Source organism: Methylobacterium sp. J-048 (assembly GCF_022829515.1).
In the GTDB taxonomy this organism is placed as follows: domain Bacteria; phylum Pseudomonadota; class Alphaproteobacteria; order Rhizobiales; family Beijerinckiaceae; genus Methylobacterium.
Genome location: NZ_JAKSYL010000061.1, coordinates 1 through 2,622 on the forward strand (window position 1 = coordinate 1; position 2,622 = coordinate 2,622).

At 63.7% G+C, this 2,622-nt stretch carries 5 protein-coding genes; 4 read left to right on the forward strand and 1 reads right to left on the reverse strand.

What is annotated here, in order from left to right; translation table 11 throughout:
- The 3 genes from MKL09_RS03590 to MKL09_RS03600 all read left to right on the forward strand — a co-directional run.
- On the forward strand, positions 1-216 hold a 216-nt coding region (locus MKL09_RS03590), incomplete at its 5' end, for a hypothetical protein (RefSeq protein WP_244018030.1).
- Between the two features lie 366 nt (positions 217-582).
- A complete protein-coding gene (locus MKL09_RS03595; protein WP_243939178.1) occupies positions 583-753 on the forward strand; it encodes a DUF3606 domain-containing protein in 171 nt (56 codons plus the stop codon).
- Between the two features lie 356 nt (positions 754-1,109).
- Positions 1,110-1,412: a hypothetical protein gene (locus tag MKL09_RS03600; protein ID WP_244018032.1), complete on the forward strand. Its 303-nt coding sequence runs from the start codon at positions 1,110-1,112 to the stop codon at positions 1,410-1,412.
- A gap of 46 nt (positions 1,413-1,458) precedes the next feature.
- Here MKL09_RS03600 and MKL09_RS03605 read toward each other — a convergent pair whose 3' ends face one another.
- Positions 1,459-1,704 (reverse strand): hypothetical protein, encoded by a 246-nt coding sequence (locus tag MKL09_RS03605; RefSeq protein WP_244018034.1) that lies wholly within the window; start codon positions 1,702-1,704, stop codon positions 1,459-1,461.
- A 108-nt stretch (positions 1,705-1,812) separates the two neighbouring features.
- Here MKL09_RS03605 and MKL09_RS03610 point away from each other — a divergent pair, with 108 nt between their 5' ends.
- Complete coding sequence (locus MKL09_RS03610; protein WP_244018036.1) at positions 1,813-2,286, forward strand: tellurite resistance TerB family protein; 474 nt, start codon at positions 1,813-1,815, stop codon at positions 2,284-2,286.
- Positions 2,287-2,622: the final 336 nt, after the last annotated feature.

A 2,622-nucleotide genomic window follows, 5' to 3' on the forward strand; every position in this document is an offset into this window, starting at 1 on the left:
CGCGATGCGCGTCGGATCAGCTACACGGAGTGGGCTGAACGTACCCAGGCGGCCGCGCGAGCCAGTGTGCTGCTGAGCGCGCAGGAAGAGGACGCGCTGGAGTACCGCAAGCAGCTCGCACGCCGTGTGGACGCTGGAGAAATCACGCCGGCCCAGTTCGATCGCGAGAATGAACGCGCCCTGCAGCAATTGAAGGCTCAACGCGGAAGAGCCTGACCGACGACAGCTAGCCGCGTGCCTGCAACAAGACCGGTTCTTCCCGTCAGTGCGCCCGAGGCGTTCACGACACCGCAAGGCGTGCGGCGGGCAAGCACGTGACGACAGGCTCTCTCCGTGCCAGTTCCCCGCAGGACGTCCGTGAGGCCTCGGCCGGGCAGTCGTGTGAGGGTCGGTGCGGCGGCGGGACTGGAGACCGCAAGCGCCGGCCCAGGGCCTCGATCTTCAATCACGAGGTGCCGTCGCGATATCTGTTGATATTCGTCGCAGGACTGGGGAGGTGGGCAACTCCTCTGCATGATCGGGGTTGAGCGCTTAGTTCCACCACATCAGCAGAGGCGCGCCGTTGGGCGTGACCACACAGCTATGGATACGGCACAGCTCCAGCCATCTCCCCGCACCCATATCGACATCAATGACCGCGCCGCGCGTGCAGCGCTCGCCGCTCGTCTGAGAGTCACCGAGGAACAGTTACGAAAAACGGTTCGCTTGGTTGGAACGCGCGTGCGGACGATCGAGGCTCATCACCAAGCCTGAAGGCTGCAAGCTATGCAGGTGCAGGCCGTGCCCCATCCGAGGCTTGTCAAACGAGCGAAGCGGTTCCACCATTTGGTGGTTGCTTGCTGCGGTGCGATAGCCTAGCTTTGCACTGCGGGATGGCGATGGCGTCGCGATCCTGCTGCCCTGAGAGGGGCGTTTCCTCCCTAGACTTCGGGCCGCTCCTTCGGGGGTGGCCTTTTCTTTGTCCGGGGTCGCCTCGGTATCTGAACCGCGTGCCGGCGGCAAGCAAGATGATGCCGACTGCAGTGATCTAAAACGGTTGCCTGAACAATATTGATCGCGAGGACGTTCAGCCCAGGACCGATCGAACCGATCCGTCTGGAGGAAACGCCATGCCGATGAGGACACTTGCCCTGGCTGCCGCGCTTACATTCATCGTTACAGGAGTGTCTCTAGCTCAGACCGCGGCTGGCGGCGGCAGCGCTGAAGGCAACATGAACAACCCCGGCAGCGTGAAGAGCAATTCCGAGAAGTCCATGGAGACCGGATCAGGCTCGATGAGCACGGGGTCAATGAGCACGGGCACAGGCCCTGGGACGAGCGGTGGTCCGCCCGTCAGTACCCCTGGCGCGCCTGCTGGCAGCGGCTCAGGCAACGGCGCCACAGGTAGCGGTGCAGCCCCGAGCGGTAAGTAAGCAGCAATAGCCCCGCGGCTCGCATCCGCGGGGTATCTCTCGATGCTCAGTGCTGAGTCAGGCTATCGACGGTCTCGCTCGCCCCTAGCTTGCCAGAGAAGCGCGCGAGATGACTGACGCTCGGCTCGTTCAGGCCACCGGCATTCACGAAGGTGGCCAGCGCGATGCCTACAAGGAACTGAGCTTCTGCCTCGGTCACCTCTCGTCCGCTGAGGGTGCTGGAAGCCCCCCGCGCGGCCAATACCGCCTGTCGGAACGCGGGGTCGTTCTGTAGTTCTGCCAGCCGGGTCATTCGAAGCTGCCAAACGCGGGCCCTGCTAGAGAAGCAAGCCCAGTCAGGCCTCGTAGCATGTCGCTTGCGCTGCTGTAGGGCTGCTGTCTGAAAAACGATTGGATTGCGATGAACGCCCTCAAGGATCTGCTGACCCGCTTCGGCCGGACGGTCACGGCCTATGCCGGCGACGAAGTGCTGATGCAGGCTGGGATCTCGGCCGCTGCCAACGTCATCGTGGCTGACGGCGAGGTGGCGGGTGATGAGTTTGAAACCGCGCTGGTGGGTCTGCGCGCGAACCCGATCATCGAGAAGGGCTACGATCTCTTGATGTTGGAGGAGGCCCTGTACGAGTCGATCGCTCGGGCACGAACCCGTGCTGGCCGAGTAGAGAACCTACGCCGAGTCGCCGCGATCGCCGGCCGTCCGATGGAGCAACGGCAGGACGCGTTCTTGGTTGCTTTCGATGTCGCCGATCATGAGGGTATCAGCGAGATCGAGGACAAGGCGCTGACCGAGATCGCCGCGGCCCTCATCGTCAACAAGCCCGAGCTAATGCAAACCGCAGTGGCTCGGACTACGCCAAGCCCATCGGCTGCATAGGTTCTACACCCCCGACGAGCGTTCGTTGCCCTCTGTGCCCGATTTGAGCTGTCGTCGGGCACAAGAGGCTGGCGAGGGCCTAAAAATGTAGAAAGGGCTACCTCTTCCCTAGGTGGAGGAAGCAGCCCCTTCGCTGAACTGGACCGGCGTGACCCTGAGAACCTGAACGCCTCAGGCGGCGCGCACGGTGGCGAGGAAGCGTCCAACCTCGGCCGCGAGGTGCTCGGACTGGCGCGACAGCTCAGAGGACGCCCCAAGCACCTGGCTCGCGGCCGCACCCGTCTCCTCGGCTGCACCGGCCACGCCTGAGATGTTGCTGGTCACCTCACCGGTGCC